The organism is Parafrankia irregularis (genome assembly GCF_001536285.1).
GTDB lineage: Bacteria > Actinomycetota > Actinomycetes > Frankiales > Frankiaceae > Parafrankia > Parafrankia irregularis.
In genome coordinates, this window is sequence record NZ_FAOZ01000006.1 from 39,845 (window position 1) to 55,817 (window position 15,973).

Consider the following 15,973-nt stretch of genomic DNA (forward strand, 5'->3'; position numbering starts at 1 on the left):
CACCCGGGAGAAACATGACAAACCCCTACGGCCCGCCGCCCCCAGGGCCATGGCCCGGGCCAGGCCCCGCACCCCGGGGCCCCGGGGCTCCCGGTGGATTCGGCGCTCCCCCCGGCGGACCGCCCGGCTGGCCGCCACCGGCGGCACCGGCGGCACCGGCGCCCACGGGTGGCGCCCCACAGCCCGGCGCCAACTGGCCCGTGGGCAGCACCCCACAGCCCGGCCCCGGCTGGCCCGCGCATGCCGGCCCACCGCCGGGCAGCGGCTGGCCGCAGCCCCCGGTCGGCTACCCGAACGCCGGCTGGCCCGGCGCCGGAGCACCCGGGCCGCGCTGCCGAGTCTGCGGCGCCGCGCCGGCCGCGCAGACGACGATCCGCGAGCACCAGGGATTCTTCGTCCTGATGCGGTTCCGATCCGAACCCGGCCCCTTCTGCCGGGACTGCGGAACCTCCAGGCTGCGCGCGATGAGCGCGCGGACCCTGTGGCAGGGCTGGTGGGGAATCGCCTCCATGCTGATCACGCCGGTGGTCCTGGTGTTGAACCTCGGCGCGAACCTGAAGATCAAGAAACTTCCTCCCCCGGGCCCCGCCTACGGCCCGCGGCCGCGACCGGAGCCGCCGTTGACCCGGCGGCCGGCCGCACTCGGGGTGCTGGTCCCGCTCGCGGCCCTGGTCCTGGTGGTCGGGGTGATCGTCGGGAGCCAGCCGGGTGCCACCCGCGTCAGCACGGGAGACTGCGTCCGCCGGGACGGTGACGGCGTAGCGGTCGTCGGATGTGACTCACCAGACGCCCAGTTCCTCGTCCTGAGCCGCGTGTCCGGCGACTCGGATGCGCTGTGCGAGCTGATGGCGCGCTCCACGGCGACGTACACCGAGACCGGCGGCGGCTCGGACTTCGTCCTGTGCCTGGCCCCTGCTCCGGGGGCGGATTCGGGCTCCGACCAGCAGGATCAGCCCGGTCGCGGCCGAGACGGCACCGGCGGCGGGACGGACATCCGGGACGCCTGACACCGCCCGGGGCGCGGTAGCGGGCACGGGCACGGACACGGCCGCACGGGCACGGCCGCGCGGGGCGGCTGGTCAGGTGCCGAATACCGCGGCTCCGCCCTCCGGGTGGGGCGGGCCGTCCCCGCGCACAGGCAGCGCGTCGTCGATCTCGAAGTAGGCCGGCAACGGCCGCCGCCCCGCCAGGTGCAGCACCCGCACGATGCGCCGCCCGGCGAGCGATCGGACGTCCCCCACCGCGTCGTTGTGGAACTGGCGGGCCAGCACCACCCTGGCCGCCGCCGCGTCCAGTGCCGCGACGGCCTCAGGCGTCTCCCGCCCCACCGCAACGACGGCGGAGGAGCGCAGCGCGCGGCTCAGCGCGTTCTCGGCATCCTCGGCAGCCGAATCCAGGCCGGCACCGGCGGACGGAGCCGCATCGGCGGGCTGCGGAGCCGTGTCTGAGGACCGGGCCGCCGCCGAGGGCCGAGCGGCGTCGGCGAGCAGAGCGGTGTGGCCGGCTCGGGCACTCTCGGCGGCGGTGGCGAGTTCGGACAGCTCGTACCGCCGCGCGAGGGTCTGCGCGGCCTCGGCCCGTGCGAGAAGCTGCACGACCAGGCCGGACCTGGCCGCGTCGACCCGGCTCGCCAGGCGGTCGAGCCGGCTCGCGAGCCAGGTCAGATAGGTCGCGGCCGCGACAACAAGCACAACCACGGCCACGACGACCGTCATCGGGGGCCCCGGGGGATACCCCGGCCCCGGCCTTCGGACCGGGGAGGGATCCGGCTTCCCGCGGAGCGGGGCAGGGGTCGGTGGTTCGCTGTCAGGCGGACCACCGTTCGGGAACGCGACGTCACAGCTGGATGAGCCAACCTCAACACCGCGAACCCCTGTTCGTGTAGTTGGAATCCCCCACGTTCACTTCACCAGAGGGGAGGACGTCAACTCGCGCAGCGTAGTCAACTCCGATGGATGAACTCTCCCCGGGATCGACCACACGAAGGACACCGCGACGGATCATCTCCGCTCCGCATCCAGCCTGGTCGGAGGCGCCAGCAGTCGAGTCCCCCTGCATGCGGCGAGCCACGATGCGCACCGGGGGTCGACCACGAGCGTTGCGGTCAGCTCTCGTCCGCCGCCGCGACCGACACCGGCCGGTCCCCGGAGACCATCTCGTAGACGCTCACGATGCGTTGCGTCACAACCCGCCAGTCGTAGCTCATGACCACCGAACGACCGCGTTCGACCAGCCGCGCTCGTTCCGTGGGATCGCGGAGCAGATCGGCGAGCCCCGCCGCCAGCTCCGCCGGCTCACCCACGCCGAACAGCCGCCCGGCACGCCCGTCGTCCAGCACTCGCCGGAAGGCGTCGATATCGCTGGCCATGACCGGTGTTCCCGCCGCCATCGCCTCCAGCAGCACGATCCCGAAACTCTCCTGCCCCGTGTTGGGCGCGCAGTACACGCTCCCGGAGGCGAAGACCGCGGGCTTGTCGGCCTCGGGCACCAGGCCGATCAGGTCAACCCGATCGACCAGCGACCGGTCGATCCGCGCGCGGACGGCGGCCGTGTCCCCCGGGCCCGCCACCAGCAGCCGGGCGTCGGGGACCCGCTCGACCAGCATCGGGAAGGCCGCCATCAGCACGTCGAGGCCCTTGCGGGGCTCGTCGATGCGCCCGAGGAAGACCACGGTCGGAGCACCCGCACCCGCACCCGTCGTGCTGTCGCCGCTGCCGTCGTACCCGGGCAGCGGTCGGGCGCCCTCGAAGGCGCGTACCGCGACGCCGTTGGGGATGAGGATGGCACCGGTGCCCAGATGCTCCACCAGCGTGCGACGCGCCGCCTCGGACACCGCGATCCGGGCCCGCAGCTTCTCGAACGACGGCTGCAGCGCGACCTGGGCCGCGGTCAGCATGCGGGACCTGGGGTTCGACGTGTGGAACGTCGCGACCAGGGGGCCGTCCGCGAGCATGCAGGCCAGCAGGCTGATGCTGGGCGCCGTCGGCTCGTGCGCGTGCAGCACGTCGAAGTCGTGCTCGCGCAGCCACCGGCGCACCCGCGCGGCCGACACCGGTCCCATGAGCAGGCGTGCGACCGAGCCGTTGTAGGGCACCGGCACCGCGCGCCCGGCGTCAACGGCGTAGGGCGGCAGGGCGGACTCGTCGTCCACCGGCGTGATCACCGAGACCTCGTGGCCGGCCTCCAGCAGCGACTCGGCCAGGTCACGCACGTGTGCCTGGACCCCGCCGGGGACGTCCCACGTGTACGGACAGGCGAGTCCGATCTTCACAGCCGACCCTTCCTCACCGCACGGGTTCGCGCCAGATCCGCTGGAGCATGTGCCAGTCGGCCGGGTGGGCGGCGATCCCCGCGGCGAACTCGTCCGCCAGCACCTGGGTCATGGTCTGGACGTCGGTGTGCTCGACCTCGGGATGGATCCGCGCGCTCCAGCCGTCGTCATCGAACCAGAGCGTCACCGGCAGCAGGGCCGCGCCCGTGCGCAGCGCGAGGGCGGCCGGGCCGGGCGGCATCGTCGCGGGGGCCCCGAAGAAGGTGACTTCCACGCCGGCCTCGGAGAGGTCACGGTCGGCCAGCAGGCAGAGGGCCCCACCGGCGCGCAGCCGCTCGGTGAGCAGTTCCGCCGGCGGCTGCTCACCGCCGGTCAGCGGGACGACCTCCATGCCGAGCGCGGCACGGAAACGGACAAAACGATCGAAGAGCGGCTCCGGGCGCAGTCGCTCGGCGACGGTGGTGAACGGGACCCCCGTCGCGACCAGCCAGGCGCCGGCCTGCTCCCAGTTCCCCATGTGCGGCAGGGCCAGGATCATGCCCCGGCCGGTCGCATGGGCGCCGCGCAGCCTCGCCTCGTCCAGCACCCGCATCCGGCCGACGATCGAGTCCGTCGGCATGTCCTGGAGGCGGAAGACCTCCATCCAGTACCGGGCGTAGGAGCGCAGCGCCGAGCGCGTCAACGCGTCCAGATCAGTGCCGGCGGGAACGACCCGGGCCAGGTTGGCCCGCAGCCGGGTGGTCCCCCGCCCGCCGCGGCGCCACGCGAGGTCCGCGGCCCGCCGGAACAGCCAGGCCGCCAGCGCCCCGGGCAGCAACCGGACCAGCCGCCACCCCAGCACGTAGGCGAGCAGCGTCACCCGGCCAGCGAGCGTCATCGGCAGCCCGCTCCCGCGACTGGTTCCAGGCCCGCTCCCACGCCCGCCTCCGAGCCCGCTCCCACCTCAGCGGCCCGGCGCGACCTGCGGGACCGGCGGCACGCCCCGCGGCCCGCCGCCGGAACCAGCCACGCCGGCCCCGCCAGCCCCGCCAGCCAGGTCAGGCGCACCGGTCTGGCTCACCACCGAAGAGGCCACCGAAGGACCCGCCCCGGTCTGGTCGGCCTCCGTGGCCTCCCCGGCGGCGTTCGACTCGCCGGCCGGCGGCACGAGGGTCGGCCGGCCGGAGCGGACGAACTGCCGATACACGTGGACCACACGCTGGGCCACCGTGAGCACGGTCGCGCCCACCAGGAACCACAGCGCGACCGGCAGCAGGTACGGCACGCCGAGGCCGTACAGGCCCGCGGCGACGAGCAGGATCAGCAGCCGCTCGCCTCGCTCGGCGAAGCCGACGTTGCAGGTGAAGCCGAGGCTCTCGGCCCGGGCCTTCACATAGGAGGTCACCGAGCCGGCGACCAGGCACAGCAGCGCCGCGCCGGCGAGCGGCAGCGAGTCACCGTCGCCCGCGTACCAGATCACCAGCGAGCCGAAGATCGCGCCGTCGCCCACCCGGTCCGAGGTCGAGTCCAGGAAGGCACCCCACTTCGAGGAGATCCCGCGAGCACGGGCGATCACACCGTCGACCAGGTCGGAGAAGACGAACAGGGTGATGACGAGGGTGCCGACGAAGAAGTGCCCGAGAGTGAAGAACCCCAGCGCGCCGCCGGCGACGCCGATCGTTCCGATGACCGTGACCAGGTCGGGCGACACCGACGACCGCGCGGCCCACTGGCTCAACGGATCGAGCACCTTCTGGATCTGGGGTCGCGCATTGCTAGCGAGCATGTCCGTCCCGTCGTCTGTCGTGTACCGCCCGGGTTGGGCGGTCTCACAGTACCGCCGTCACGATCCGCTCATTTCTCATCACGATCCGGCCTGGATTTGTTGTCCCCGTCACATCGGGGGACTCTTCGGGGTACGCGTCAGCGTCATGGCCAACCTCCTCGGCCCGGGGTCCCGGCAGTGACCGCCGGGCCCTCCCGGCGCTGGCCGCGAGGCGGACCACACCGGCCTCGAACGAGGCCGGTGTGCACTCGGCCCGCCGAGCCCCGATGGGAGGCGGTATGACAACAGCGGCACACGACGTGCGGAACGTCGTTCTCGTCGGCCACACCGGCGCGGGCAAGACGACTCTGCGGCAGCACCTGTTCCAGGTGGCGGCGAGCCTTGGCAGCCACGTCGATGTCACGGCGGACACCGCGGCCGGCGAGGGCCGTCCGTCCTCGCCTGGATCCAACCGGGCGACTGGATCCAACCGGGCGACTGGAGCGAACGGAGCAACTGGAGCGAACGGAGCCTGGCCCGGGGTGGGTGCCGCCGGAGGCGGCGCGGGCACGGCCTCCGGCGGGGAAACCGCCCAACGCAGCGTCTCGCTGGTTCTCGGCTCGCTGCGGCATCGCGGCGTGACCGTGAACCTGCTGGACACCCCGGGCTATCCGGACTTCGTCGGCGAGCTTCGGGCCGGGCTACGGGCCGCGGACGCGGCACTGTTCGTGATCAACGCGATCGAGGGGATCGACGGCTCCACCAGAATGCTCTGGGACGAATGCGCGGCCGTGGGCATGCCCCGCGCCATCGCCATCACCCGTCTGGACCATCCCCGCGCGGACTTCGATGCCATGGTGATGGCCTGCCAGGAGGCGTTCGGGGCCGGGGTCCTCCCCGTCTACCTGCTGGAGGGAACCAACATCCCCGACCCGGACTACCCGGCGACCGCGGCCACCGCTCGGACCGACGGCGCTGGCGGCGCCGGGGCGGCGCGGCGAACACCGCCCCGCCGGCTGATCGGCCTGGTGACCGGACGGCTGATCGACTACACGGCCGACGGCCGCCACGAGCACGAACACCCGGTCGAGCTCACCGGAGCCGCGGCCGACGCACGGGGCGCGCTGCTTGAGGGGGTCATCGCCGAGAGCGAGGACGAGGCGTTGCTCGACCGGTATGTCGACGGCGCCGAACTCGATCCGAAGATCCTGCTGGACGATCTGGAGACGGCGGTGGCCCGCGGCTCCCTCTATCCGGTGCTGCCGCTCATGATCCCACCCGGTCCCGAGCGGGGGGCGCACGACTTCCAGCCCGGTCTGGGGACGGCGGAGCTCCTCGACCTGTTCACCTACGCGTTCCCCGCCCCGAGCGAGCACCCGCTGCCCAGGCTCACCCGCCCGGACGGATCCCCCTGCCCACCCGCACATGCCGACCCGTCCGGGCCGCTCGTCGCCGAGATCGTGCGTACCACCACCGACCCGTACATCGGCCGGATGTCGATGGTCCGGGTGTTCTCCGGCACGCTGCGCCCCGACGCGTCGGTGCATGTGTCCGGGCACGGACGGGCCGCCGCGGGCCACCCCGACCACGAGGACCGCGAGCGGATCGGCGCCCTCTCCCAACCGATCGGGCTGTCCCTGCACTCGGTCGACGAGTGCGCCGCGGGTGGCCTCTGCGTGATCACCCGGCTGGCCACCGCGGAGACCGGGGACACCCTCTCCGACCCGGCGGACCCGCGGTACCTCCCGGCGTGGACCATGCCCGAGCCGCTGCTACCCATGGCTGTGCAGGCACAGGCTCGATCCGACGAGAGCAAGCTCTCCGCTGCGCTCGGGCGCCTGGGCGCCGAAGACCCCACGCTGACCGTGCGCCATGACCCCGACACGGGCCAGCTCGTCCTGTGGTGCATGGGTGAGGCCCACGGTGACCTGGTGCTGGAACACCTGCACGACCGCTTCGGCGTCACGTTGGAGAAGGTGCCGCTGCGCCTGCCGCTGCGCGAGACCGTCCGTGCCAGCGCCGAGGGCGTCGGCCGGCTGGTCAAGCAGTCCGGCGGACACGGCCAGTACGCGATCTGCCGGATCGTCGTGGAACCGCTGCCCGCCGGGAGCGGCATCGAGTTCGTCGACGAGGTCGTCGGCGGCGCCGTACCCCGCCAGTTCGTGCCGTCGGTCGAGAAAGGTGTGCGCGCCCAGCTGGAACGCGGGCTGGTCGCCGGATTCCCCGCCGTTGATCTGCGGGTGCGGCTCGTCGACGGAAAAGCACACAGTGTCGACTCATCGGACCTGGCGTTCCAGGCGGCCGGCGGGCTGGCCGTGCGCGAGGCCGCCAACGCCGCCGGCGTGGTGCTGCTCGAACCCGTGCTGGAAATCGACGTCGACGTTCCCGACGAACACGTCGGCGCGGTGATGAACGACATCGCGACCCGCCGCGGCCGAGTCGTGGGGGTGACGTCCCAGGAAGGCGCAGGCGCCGGCGGAGAAGGACTCGAACGCGGTTCAGGACGCACCATGATTCACGCCGAGGTGCCGGCGCTGGAAATGACCCGCTACGCGATCGACCTGCGCTCCGTCAGCCATGGGACCGGTGTGTTCACCCGCCGGCCCCATGGCTACGAGCGGCTTCCGGACCAGCTCGCGGCGAAGGTGACCGGGCTGGCCTGAGCCTCGTCGCGGTGGCGCATGTGAGGCCCGTGCGCGGGCCTCACACCTGCTCTGTGCGGCTCCAGGCCGCGGCGAGCAGCTCCCGGGTCTGGCCGAGGAGCGCCGGCAGGACCCGGGTCGCCCCGACCACGGGCATGAAGTTCGTGTCGCCGCCCCACCGCGGCACCACGTGCTGGTGCACATGCGCGGCGATACCCGCGCCGGCCACCGTGCCGAGGTTCATTCCGGTGTTGAAGCCGTGTGCGCCGCTGGCCACCCGCAATGCGCGCAGCGCGTGCTGCACGAAGAGCGCCATCTCCACCGTCTCGTCGTAACTCATCTCCGCGTAGTCCGCGACGTGACGATAGGGAACCACCATCAGATGGCCCGCATTGTAGGGGTAGAGGTTGAGGACGGCGTAGACCGTTTTTCCGCGGGCGACGACGAGCCCTTCTTCGTCCGTCATCGCGACGATGGCACAGAACGGGCACTGGTCGCCGGGCGACCGCCCCTCCCCTTTTATGTACGCCATGCGATGCGGTGTGTAGAGGCGCTGGAAGGCGTCCGGATGACCGACACCCGCCTGCTCGTCCAGTGGCCCGCCGCCCGGAGCGGTGGCCGCGGTCATCGGGAGTGGCCTGCCGGGCGCGCGACCTCGAGCCGCCGCCGGCCCGCCGCTCGGACGTGAGCCAACCTCACCACGCTTGCCGCCTCCCGCACGCCCCGGGACCAGCCCCACCGACGACCGGCCATGGATTCCTCCGCTGCTTCCGTCCGGGACCACGGTACCCATCCACGAGCCGCCGCCGGTTGGCGCTTGGCAGGCCGTCTCCGCACCTGGCCGGGCGCGGTAGCCAGCCGGGAGGCTTCCCCCGAAGGCACGTCCGGGACAGATCCGGCCGTCGGTTCAGGACCGGCCGAAGGTCCGTACCGCTGCGCCGAAAGTCCGCACCACCACCAAAGTGCCACCACCGCGCAGCACGAGGCATCTGATTTTCTGGGCGTCGAACCGGCCCGACGACCTTCGTCACGGAGACCTCGAGACGACTGCGGGATCACCGAATCGGACGTCTCGGTACCCCTCAGGGGTACCGGTCGACCCCCTGGAAGGGCGCAGGTCACAGCCCAACAGCGCAGATGGGAGGGCGGCCGACCGTAGGGAGCGGAGAGTGCTGCCGCCATCGGGCGACGCAGCGGTGACACTGAGATGATGACGCGGAGATGCCGCGCGGTGTGTGGGCGTACGTGGTTTCGAACCACGGACCTCTGCCGTGTGAAGGCAGCGCTCTACCCCTGAGCTATACGCCCGCGCGATCCAACAAGCTACCTGACAGAACGGAACCGGTGCACCGGACCGGCCGGCACCGCCTCCAAACTACCCCAAAGCCTCTCAGACCAGCAGCTCCGGCCGGACGTGTTGCGCCCTCACCGAGCCTGGGCTCAGCTTACACGGACACGACCGAGGGACGGACAGGGGGTGGCCAACGGACGGATGCGGGCATGTCTGCCCTCCGGCTGATCCTCGGGACACGCCGGGTTGGCCGGGACTCGCCGTGGTTGAGACGGGTCCGGACAGGGAAGGCTATGAGTGGCACGGCCTCGGCAGAACGGCCATTGTGCTCGGGGGAACCCTCAGTCGAACGCGGAACACGATCACCGAGCGACACCTTCGGCTCGGCGATCACCACCGCGACCGACCGGGTCTTCTCAGGGGACTTCGGTCGGTCTTCCCGGGCAGGGCAACTCGCCCGAACCGCCGTAACGGATGTTGTCCTGGCATAACCTTGTTTCAAACGGGACTCAGAGAGGGAACTATCTCGTTACACGGGTGCTCGCCCGCACCACGCACCATGAGAGGCCGCCCGATGACTATTCGTCACGATTCGATCACCGCAGAACTCGCCCTTCGGCTCGTCGTTCCCGGTGGCGCTCCGGTTCCGGTCGCCGCCACGGTCCGATACGAGCCGGCCGACCCGTACGCGGTCAGTATCGGCTTCCGCACCGGGGCCGATGAGGTCGTGGAATGGACCTTCGCTCGGCAGCTCCTCAGTGACGGCGTCCGCCGGCCAGCCGGCGATGGCGACGTACAGGTCTGGCCCGCCGCCCAGTCGGGTGGGCGGATCGTGTGCCTGTCGTTGTCGAGTCCGTCCGGTCACGCGCTCTTCGAGATGCCACGTGCCGAGGTGCTGGCGTTCCTCCGCCGAACGTATGCGGCCGTGCCGCTCGGTGGAGAGAGCGATGTCATCGATCTGGACGCCGAGCTCGCCCTCCTGATCTGGGGCGGCCCCGAACGGTGACGCAACCGGGGTCGGCGTCGTGTCCGACCCCGGGCAGGCCGGTGCGGGCACATCCGGCACACAATGTCAGCTCCCGTCGACATGAGCGCCTGGTGGGGACTCTCCCCCACCAGGCGCTTCGCTATGTCGGCGGGTCCGCGGGTCCGTGTAGATCCGGGGTCCGTGTAGATCCGTGGGAGATCTCCGGCGCGGAGATCCTCAGCCTGTCGCCGAGACACGCCCGGACGTGCCGTACCCGGATCCGCGGGAGACGTCCGTCGGTCCGACACGCCCGCGCCAGCTCGTGGCGGTCGAGGCCGTGGCGGAGGCCAACGACAGCAGGTTGGCGGCCTTGAGCTCCGTCTCACGCCATTCCGCTTCCGCGTCGCTGCCCCAGGTGATTCCGGCGCCGGTACCGAACCAGATCCGCTCGTCGGCGAGCCAGAAGGTCCGGATGGCCACCGACAGCCAGCCACGCCGGGTGTCGGCGTCGACCCACCCGATGCCGCCGCAGTAGTGACCGCGCGCGACCGGCTCCAGCCGGTTGATGATCCGCAACGCGCTCGATTTCGGCGCCCCGGAGACAGATCCCGGCGGACAGGTCGCGGCGAGCAGCTCGGCCCAGCCGACCTGGGGAGCAAGTGTCGCCTGCACAGTCGAGACGAGATGGACGAGGCCCGGGTGCTGCTCGACCCTGCACAGCGCCGGCACCGTGACGCTTCCCGGTCGCGCCACCCGCCCCAGGTCGTTCCGGACCAGATCGACGATCATCACGTTCTCGGCGACGTCCTTGTCCCGAAGGTCGGCGGCGGTCCGGCCGGTGCCCTTGATGGGGCCGGAACGGACCACGTCACCGTCTCGGGAGAGGAACAGCTCGGGAGAGGCACCGACGATGCGCAGATCCGCCTCGGGCGCATCGAGCACCACCGAGTAGGGCGCGGGGTTGCCCGCGGCCAGAACGGCCGCGAGGGCGGCGAGATCCGATCCCGCCGGGCCCGGGGCGATCGGTGCCGACAGAAGGCGGCACAGGTTCACCTGGTAGACCTCGCCGGCGGCGATCTCCGCGCGGATCGCACCGACCCCCGCGATGTAGGCCGCGGCGTCCATGCTCGTGGCCCACGAGTCATGTGCCGGGCCCTGCCAGGGCGCGGCGGCCGCCACCGCGGCCGCCGGGGCCTGACGCACCTCGCGAAAGCGGACGCAACGGCAGCCGCCCTCGAAGTCGACGACCACTCCCCAGAAGCCGCCGCCGTCCAGCACACGCAGGTCGTCCGAGACGTCCATCACGCCGGTGGCGAGCAGTCCTCCCGCCAGGAGATAGGACTCCCGGCCCCGGACCGCCCCTGGGACGGTCACTCCAGCCGCCCGTGACCGCATTGCGCGCCGCTCCCTGAAAGTCGTCCCCCCGTCGTGATGCCCCTGTTCGCGTACTTCATTCCGCTGACCGTATCGCCGCGGTCGACGTGGCCGCGCCTGCCCCGTCACCATTCAGCGCTTACCGGCCGGCCAGCCGGCCGCGCTCCGGCCTCTGCCCACCGGCCGGCGCCCTCCGGCCTGCCGGAGAGGAGGCGCCCGCACCACGAGGGTGGGCCGCCATCGTGGCTGGCCGACACCTGAGCGTGACGGTCGACCGCCCCAGCCAGCGCCGGCGCCGCTTCCAACGCCAAAAGTGACTGTCAGCCCAACTCACCACCAACGATCGGGCGACATTCGAGCGACATCCCGGCACGGCGGCGTTCACATTCGACGACCGCCCCGATCGTCCGCTAGAGTGCTACCTACACCGCCAAGCGGGAAGCCGATCCGATCGGCGAACCGGGTCCCCCAGGGGGGATCAAGCGGAACATGCGGACGTGGCTCAGTGGTAGAGCATCACCTTGCCAAGGTGAGGGTCGCGGGTTCGAATCCCGTCGTCCGCTCGGAAGCGGTGTGGTCAGAGATTGCAGCCATCACGGCCTTTCGCGGCGGAGTGGCCGAGTGGTTTAGGCAAGGGCCTGCAAAGCCCTGTACGCGGGTTCGATTCCCGCCTCCGCCTCTGATCCAAATTGCGGGCGATTAGCTCAGTGGGAGAGCGCTACCTTGACACGGTAGAGGTCACTGGTTCAATCCCAGTATCGCCCACCACTCCGGATGCGCTGCGGCGCAACGGAAACGGCCACCCCGGCGGGGTGGCCGTTCTGCTGTTCGGGATCACTTCCGCTGTTCGGGATCACCCGTGGGAACTGGGTGGGAACGAACATCCTCCGTCGCGGTCGGGAACTTGCACCTACGAGCGGCCGTCGTCCGGCGGGCTGCCGGTCAGGTAGGCGGCGAGCCCGTCGGCGACACCCTCTGCCGCCCGCTGACGCCAGGCTGGATCCTTGATCCGCGCGGCGTCGCCGGGATTGCGCATGTTGCCGCACTCCAGGAAGACCTTCGGCACCCGGGAGAGGTTCAGCCCTCCGAGATCCGAGCGGATGGCGATGCCGTCAGAACCCAGGTAGTCGGACCGGGGCTGCCCGGTGGCCGCGCCGAATGACGCCCGAAGCAGGTCCGCCAGCTGGCCCGAGCTGTCCAGGATCGCGTTGTTCGACCCGTCGGGGCTGGCCGCGGGCGCGATGACGTGGAATCCGCTGCCCTCCGCCGGGCCCCCGTCCGCATGGATCGACACCACGGCGTCCGCGCCGGCCTCGTTGCCGATGCGGGCCCGCTCGTCGACGCAGGGCCCGACACCGTCGTCCTCGTTGCGGGTGAGGATCACCGTGGCACCCAGGGCGCGCAGGAGGTCCGCCGCTCGGATCGCGACGTCGAAGTCGAACGCGTGCTCCGCGTACCCGTCGTCGGTCGAAGCGCCGACGGTGTCGCACTCCTTCTGGAAACCACCGGCGTCGACACGCCGGTTGATGGCTGCCGGGTGGGCGCCGTTGCCACCGTTGTGACCCGGATCGAGTACCACGGTCCGCCCGAGCAGGGTCCGGGAATCCTGCGCGGAGGCGACCTCGACGCCGGGATGCCGGGCGCCGGGTGAGCTGGCGCCGTCGGGCCAGAACGCCAGTCCCGCCGAAGCGACGGCGATGAGCGCGAGCGCAGCGCCGGCGAGTACGGCAAAGGGTGACACCGCTCTGGGCGTGTTCCGGGGCCTGCTCCCGGGCCTGCTTCTGGGCAATGGACGCCCCCCGCTCCTGTCCGCCCCCCACAGGCCGACCAGCCCAGTGCCCAGCCTCACACCACGAAGCCACCGAAGGGCCGGACAATCTGAACTAGCCGTATAGAACCATATACGCGCTAGTCCTCAGCCCTCCCGTGTCAGACCCGACAGCTCGGCCGGGCGCGGGACGGAGTCGCAGGATGGAGTCGCGGGACGGAATCAGGGCGCGGTGACGAAATCGATCAGCTCCTCCACCGCACGCAGCAGGCCGGGCTCCAGGTCGGCGTACGAGTCGACCGCCGCGAGGATCCGCCGCCACATCTCGACGGGATCAGCGACGCCGAGCGCGGCGCAGACACCTTCCTTCCAGGGCCGCCCACGCGGAACCGTGGGCCAGGCCTGGATGCCGACCGAGGCAGGCTTCACGGCCTGCCAGATGTCGATGTACGGGTGCCCGGTGACGAGCACATGCTCGCCGGTGACGCCCGCCGCGATCCGGCTCTCCTTGGAGCCCGCGACCAGGTGGTCGACAAGCACCCCGAGCCGACGGCCCGGGCCGGGCTGAAAGCCACGAACGATCTCCGGGAGGTCGTCGACACCGTCCAGCGGCTCGACGACGACTCCCTCGATCCGCAGGTCGTCACCCCACACTCGTTCCACCAGCGCGGCGTCGTGCAGGCCTTCGACGTAGATCCGGCTGGCCCGGGCCACCCGGGCGGGCAGGCCTGGGACGGCGATCGAGCCCGAGGCGGTGCGCCCCGGTGGACGCGGCGCGGCCGACCGGGCTCGGATGAGTGTCACCGGCTCCCCGTCCAGCAGGAAGACACCCCCGTCCAGGGGGAAGGACCGCCTGCGGCCGTGCCGGTCCTCAAGGATGACGCCGCCGGCCTCGATACCGACCACGGCGCCGCAGAAACCCGATTCGGCGTCCTCCACGACCAGGTCTCGCTCGATCTCGACCGCCCGCGGCGGCCTGGGCGCCCTGGCGTCGACGCTGGACTGGGCCAGGACATCGGATCCGTAGTCGCGGCTGCGCACGCCCGCAACCTACAGTGGGACAGGGACGGGCATTCCCGACGACACGCCGCGGGTGTCCCGATCGAGCCATCAGCCGCCGGCCTGGGGCGGGCCGTTGGGCGTCCGCCCGCGAAGCCCGCCCGCGAGGTCCGGCCAAGCGGGTGCGGGATCGGGCCGGCCGGCCGGCCGAGGATCGGAGCGCAGCGATGGGCACGCGTTACGGCGACGGGGTGGCGCTTCTGGTCATCGACCTGCAGAACGATTTCGCCACGGTCGGCGGCAGCCTCTACGTCACCGGCGGCGAGGAGATCATCGCCGGGGTCAACCAGGAGATCGCCGCGGCGGCCGACGCGGGCAGTCCGGTCTTCTACAGCCAGGACTGGCATCCGCCGGCCACACCGCACTTCGTCACCGACGGGGGTGTCTGGCCGCCCCACTGCATACGTGACACGCCCGGGGCGGATTTCCATCCCGGCGTGGTGATCGCCGGTGAGGTCATCCGCAAGGGTGTCGACGGAGCGGACGGCTACTCGGCCTTCTCCGTCCGGGACCCGCGTTCGGGCGAGCGGTCCGCGACCGTGCTCGGTCAGCGGCTCGCCGCGGGAGCGGTGACGAGCGTCGTCGTGGTCGGCCTGGCGGGTGACTACTGCGTGCTGGAGACGGCCCTCGACGCCCGGGAACAGGGCCTGGAGGTCACTGTCCCGCTCGCGCTCACACGCTTCGTGGAACGCGTTTCGGGCGACCGCGAACGCGCGGTCGCCCGGATGATCGAGGCGGGGGTACGGGTACCGGCCTGACCTGCGCCGGCCAGTACCGCCCGCCGCGGCCCCGCGGCCTCACCCGCGGTCAGGCCGCACAGTCCCGGCACACCATGCGGCGAGCGTCATGCAGCTGGCTGCGGTGGTGGACCAGGTAGCAGCTGGTGCACGTGAACTCGTCCGCCTGCCGTGGCAGGACTCGGACGGTCAGTTCCTCCCCGGACAGATCGGCGCCCGGCAGGCCGAGCTCGGTCTCGAACGGATCAGCGTCGTCACCAAGGTCCGCCGCCGCGTCCGCCCGCCGGGCCTTCAGGGCCTCCAGGCTCTGCTCGGAATCCTCGAGATCGGCTGTTCGGGGGGTGTCGTAATCGGTGGCCACTGAGTTCTCCCAGAAAGGTTGTGCTCTTGTCGTGCGCAACCCACAACGCACGACCCCGGGGGTATGTGCCCGTCCGACCCACGGGAACACGATGTGGGCTTGACCACAGCAAGATGAGCAGGCGCTCATCGCCGCGCGGACGCCCGGCTAAGGACGCTTCGGGCTGATCACGATCTGTCCGGAAAAACGGCTCATCCAGTGCGCCGGAGCCAGGTGACCGGTGCGCCGTGTGCCCCGCGGCGCAGCGGTTCCAGCACATCGTCCCAGGCGGTGCCGAGCAGCCGATGCAGGCCCCGGGACAGGGACTCCCGCGCCTCGCCGCGTTCCAGCAGGGCGAGCAGCGCCGCCTCGCCCACCACGACGTCCCCGTTGGCGGCGATGGCGGCGCGGTGCAGCCCCAGCTCGGGAGTGAAGGAGTACCGTTCCGCGTCACAGCCCGGGGAGGGGCCCTCGACCGTCTCGAAGGTCACATGCCCCAGCCGGCGCAGAACGGTCGCCAACCGGCCCGCTGTCCCCGGGGCCGCGCGCCACTCCAGGCCGGCATACAGGAAGCCGGGCTGGCCCGGCTGCGCCGTCCAGGTCAGGGAGACCGGGGCGGTCAGCGCGCCGGACACGGCGAACTCCAGGTGCGGGCACAGTGCCGGCGGACACGCCAGCACGGCCAGCTTGCCCGGCACGACGTAGGACGACGTGCCGGATGACAGCTCACGAGCCGTCGATGACATTGCCACCACGCGGGACCTCCGTCGACGAGGAACG

At 71.8% G+C, this 15,973-nt stretch carries 14 protein-coding genes and 4 tRNA genes; 7 read left to right on the plus strand and 11 right to left on the minus strand.

The annotated features are described in order from the left end of the window. Positions 1-200 precede the first annotated feature (200 nt). Positions 201-1,007 (plus strand): LppU/SCO3897 family protein, encoded by an 807-nt coding sequence (locus AWX74_RS11415; protein WP_091274831.1) that lies wholly within the window; start codon positions 201-203, stop codon positions 1,005-1,007. A 72-nt stretch (positions 1,008-1,079) separates the two neighbouring features. Here the strand turns inward: AWX74_RS11415 and AWX74_RS11420 are convergent, their stop codons facing one another. The 4 genes from AWX74_RS11420 to pgsA all read right to left on the minus strand — a co-directional run bounded on the left by AWX74_RS11420 (position 1,080) and on the right by pgsA (position 5,036). Further along, positions 1,080-1,715, minus strand: coding sequence for a hypothetical protein (locus AWX74_RS11420; RefSeq protein WP_091274834.1), 636 nt, complete (start codon positions 1,713-1,715; stop codon positions 1,080-1,082). 389 nt (positions 1,716-2,104) lie between these two features. Next, complete coding sequence (locus AWX74_RS11425) at positions 2,105-3,271, minus strand: glycosyltransferase family 4 protein (protein WP_091274837.1); 1,167 nt, start codon at positions 3,269-3,271, stop codon at positions 2,105-2,107. 13 nt (positions 3,272-3,284) lie between these two features. Beyond that, on the minus strand, positions 3,285-4,148 hold the full coding sequence (locus AWX74_RS11430; protein WP_091274840.1) for a phosphatidylinositol mannoside acyltransferase: 864 nt from the start codon (positions 4,146-4,148) through the stop codon (positions 3,285-3,287). A 66-nt stretch (positions 4,149-4,214) separates the two neighbouring features. Then, positions 4,215-5,036 (minus strand): phosphatidylinositol phosphate synthase, encoded by an 822-nt coding sequence (pgsA, locus tag AWX74_RS11435; RefSeq protein WP_091274843.1) that lies wholly within the window; start codon positions 5,034-5,036, stop codon positions 4,215-4,217. A 278-nt stretch (positions 5,037-5,314) separates the two neighbouring features. On the opposite strand from pgsA, the gene AWX74_RS11440 reads away from it, so the two are divergent. Continuing rightward, positions 5,315-7,678 carry an elongation factor G-like protein EF-G2 gene (locus AWX74_RS11440; protein WP_091274847.1) on the plus strand — a complete coding sequence of 788 codons (2,364 nt, stop codon included), beginning with the start codon at positions 5,315-5,317 and terminating at the stop codon, positions 7,676-7,678. Between the two features lie 40 nt (positions 7,679-7,718). On the opposite strand, the gene AWX74_RS11445 is transcribed toward AWX74_RS11440, so the two are convergent. Beyond that, positions 7,719-8,285 carry an HIT family protein gene (locus tag AWX74_RS11445; RefSeq protein WP_091274851.1) on the minus strand — a complete coding sequence of 189 codons (567 nt, stop codon included), beginning with the start codon at positions 8,283-8,285 and terminating at the stop codon, positions 7,719-7,721. 608 nt (positions 8,286-8,893) lie between these two features. Beyond that, positions 8,894-8,965, minus strand: a tRNA-Val gene (locus AWX74_RS11450). A gap of 557 nt (positions 8,966-9,522) precedes the next feature. On the opposite strand from AWX74_RS11450, the gene AWX74_RS11455 reads away from it, so the two are divergent. Further along, positions 9,523-9,954: an SsgA family sporulation/cell division regulator gene (locus tag AWX74_RS11455; RefSeq protein ID WP_006544472.1), complete on the plus strand. Its 432-nt coding sequence runs from the start codon at positions 9,523-9,525 to the stop codon at positions 9,952-9,954. A 198-nt stretch (positions 9,955-10,152) separates the two neighbouring features. On the opposite strand, the gene AWX74_RS11460 is transcribed toward AWX74_RS11455, so the two are convergent. Next, positions 10,153-11,310 (minus strand): chorismate-binding protein, encoded by a 1,158-nt coding sequence (locus AWX74_RS11460; RefSeq protein WP_091274855.1) that lies wholly within the window; start codon positions 11,308-11,310, stop codon positions 10,153-10,155. 470 nt (positions 11,311-11,780) lie between these two features. Here AWX74_RS11460 and AWX74_RS11465 point away from each other — a divergent pair. From AWX74_RS11465 to AWX74_RS11475, 3 genes are all read left to right on the plus strand, one after another. Further along, positions 11,781-11,852 (plus strand) — tRNA-Gly (locus AWX74_RS11465). A gap of 44 nt (positions 11,853-11,896) precedes the next feature. Continuing rightward, positions 11,897-11,968, plus strand: a tRNA-Cys gene (locus AWX74_RS11470). A 14-nt stretch (positions 11,969-11,982) separates the two neighbouring features. Continuing rightward, positions 11,983-12,057: transfer RNA gene (locus AWX74_RS11475), tRNA-Val, on the plus strand. A gap of 142 nt (positions 12,058-12,199) precedes the next feature. Here AWX74_RS11475 and AWX74_RS11480 read toward each other — a convergent pair. Further along, positions 12,200-13,030: an N-acetylmuramoyl-L-alanine amidase gene (locus AWX74_RS11480; RefSeq protein ID WP_165615566.1), complete on the minus strand. Its 831-nt coding sequence runs from the start codon at positions 13,028-13,030 to the stop codon at positions 12,200-12,202. Positions 13,031-13,279: 249 nt separating this feature from the next. Then, positions 13,280-14,098, minus strand: a complete 819-nt coding sequence (locus AWX74_RS11485; RefSeq protein WP_091274863.1) for a DUF3097 domain-containing protein — start codon at positions 14,096-14,098, stop codon at positions 13,280-13,282. Positions 14,099-14,283: 185 nt separating this feature from the next. Here AWX74_RS11485 and AWX74_RS11490 point away from each other — a divergent pair, with 185 nt between their 5' ends. Further along, positions 14,284-14,874, plus strand: coding sequence for an isochorismatase family protein (locus AWX74_RS11490; protein ID WP_091274868.1), 591 nt, complete (start codon positions 14,284-14,286; stop codon positions 14,872-14,874). A gap of 49 nt (positions 14,875-14,923) precedes the next feature. Here AWX74_RS11490 and AWX74_RS11495 read toward each other — a convergent pair whose 3' ends face one another. Next, entirely contained in the window at positions 14,924-15,214 is a 291-nt protein-coding gene (locus AWX74_RS11495; protein ID WP_006539043.1) for a DUF4193 domain-containing protein, read from the minus strand. A 191-nt stretch (positions 15,215-15,405) separates the two neighbouring features. Continuing rightward, a complete protein-coding gene (locus tag AWX74_RS11500) occupies positions 15,406-15,939 on the minus strand; it encodes a DUF3145 domain-containing protein (protein ID WP_054565774.1) in 534 nt (177 codons plus the stop codon). Positions 15,940-15,973 lie beyond the last annotated feature (34 nt).

Excerpts from the sequence above, each read along its gene's own strand:
- AWX74_RS11460 (WP_091274855.1), bottom strand. The coding sequence starts at position 11,310 with ATGCGGTCACGGGCGGCTGGAGTGACCGTCCCAGGGGCGGTCCGGGGC.
- AWX74_RS11500 (WP_054565774.1), bottom strand. The coding sequence starts at position 15,939 with ATGTCATCGACGGCTCGTGAGCTGTCATCCGGCACGTCGTCCTACGTC.
- AWX74_RS11420 (WP_091274834.1), bottom strand. The coding sequence starts at position 1,715 with ATGACGGTCGTCGTGGCCGTGGTTGTGCTTGTTGTCGCGGCCGCGACC.
- AWX74_RS11455 (WP_006544472.1), top strand. The coding sequence starts at position 9,523 with ATGACTATTCGTCACGATTCGATCACCGCAGAACTCGCCCTTCGGCTC.
- pgsA (WP_091274843.1), bottom strand. The coding sequence starts at position 5,036 with ATGCTCGCTAGCAATGCGCGACCCCAGATCCAGAAGGTGCTCGATCCG.
- AWX74_RS11445 (WP_091274851.1), bottom strand. The coding sequence starts at position 8,285 with ATGACCGCGGCCACCGCTCCGGGCGGCGGGCCACTGGACGAGCAGGCG.
- AWX74_RS11430 (WP_091274840.1), bottom strand. The coding sequence starts at position 4,148 with ATGACGCTCGCTGGCCGGGTGACGCTGCTCGCCTACGTGCTGGGGTGG.
- AWX74_RS11490 (WP_091274868.1), top strand. The coding sequence starts at position 14,284 with ATGGGCACGCGTTACGGCGACGGGGTGGCGCTTCTGGTCATCGACCTG.
- AWX74_RS11440 (WP_091274847.1), top strand. The coding sequence starts at position 5,315 with ATGACAACAGCGGCACACGACGTGCGGAACGTCGTTCTCGTCGGCCAC.